The following is a 1,347-nucleotide window of genomic DNA, read 5'->3' on the forward strand; positions in this document are numbered from 1 at the left end:
CGGTCACCGGGGCGACGGTGAACGCGGGCGGCCGGTTGATCGTGAAGGCGACCCGGGTGGGTGCCGACACTCAGCTCGCCCAGATGGCCAAGCTGGTGGAGGAGGCGCAGACGGGCAAGGCCGCGGTGCAGCGGCTGGCGGACCGGATCTCCGGGGTGTTCGTGCCGATCGTGATCGCGCTCGCGGTCGGGACGCTGGGGTTCTGGCTCGGCACCGGGAACGGCACGGCGGCGGCGTTCACCGCGGCGGTGGCGGTGCTGATCATCGCGTGCCCGTGCGCGCTGGGGCTGGCCACGCCGACGGCGTTGCTGGTGGGCACCGGGCGGGGTGCGCAGATGGGGATTCTGATCAAGGGTCCTGAGGTGCTGGAGTCGACCCGCCGGGTGGACACGATCGTGCTGGACAAGACCGGCACGGTTACCGAGGGCAAGATGACCCTGGTCGCCGTGCACCTGGCCGAGGGGGAGGACCGTGAGGAGGTGCTGCGGCTGGCCGGTGCGCTGGAGCACGCTTCCGAGCACCCGATCGCCCAGGCGATCGCCCGCGCCGCCCAGTCGGAGGCGAGGGTGGAGGATTTCGCCAACGTCGAAGGGCTCGGCGTGCAGGGCATCGTGGACGGTCACGCGGTGCTGGTCGGCCGCCCCCGGCTGCTGGCCGAGTGGTCGCAGCATCTGCCCGCCGGCCTGGAGCGCGAGCTGGCCGAGGAGCAGGCCAGGGGCCGCACCGCGGTGGCGGTCGGCTGGGACGGCCAGGCGCGGGCGGTGCTGGTGGTGGCCGACGTGGTCAAGCCGGCCAGCGGGCAGGCGATCGCCGAACTGCGCGCCCTGGGCCTGACCCCGGTCCTGTTGACGGGTGACAACGAGGCGGTGGCCAGGACGGTGGCGGCGGAGGTGGGCATCGATGAGGTGATCGCCGAGGTGCTGCCCGCCGACAAGGTGGACGTGGTCAAGAGGCTGCAGGGCGAGGGCAAGGTCGTGGCGATGGTCGGTGACGGCGTCAATGACGCCGCCGCGCTCGCCCAGGCTGACCTGGGGTTGGCGATGGGCACGGGCACCGACGCCGCGATCGAGGCCGCCGACCTGACGCTGGTGCGGGGTGATCTGCGGGTGGCGCCGGACGCGATCCGGTTGTCGCGCAGGACGTTGTCGACGATCAAGGGGAACTTGTTCTGGGCGTTCGCCTACAACGTGGCGGCGTTGCCGCTGGCCGCGCTGGGGTTGCTGAACCCGATGATCGCGGGGGCGGCGATGGCGTTCTCGAGCGTGTTCGTGGTCAGCAACAGCCTGCGCCTGCGCACCTTCAAGTAGACGCGGGAAAGTGGCCGGAGGCGATCAACCGCCTTCGGCC

1 protein-coding gene is annotated in these 1,347 nt (G+C 71.9%); it reads left to right on the forward strand.

The window, feature by feature from the left end; all coding sequences use genetic code 11:
* Positions 1–1,307: heavy metal translocating P-type ATPase (locus tag ACFOY2_RS54610; protein WP_379536107.1), on the forward strand; the 1,307-nt coding region annotated here is incomplete at its 5' end.
* Positions 1,308–1,347: the final 40 nt, after the last annotated feature.

It is taken from the genome of Nonomuraea purpurea (genome assembly GCF_042650645.1).
GTDB lineage: Bacteria > Actinomycetota > Actinomycetes > Streptosporangiales > Streptosporangiaceae > Nonomuraea > Nonomuraea purpurea.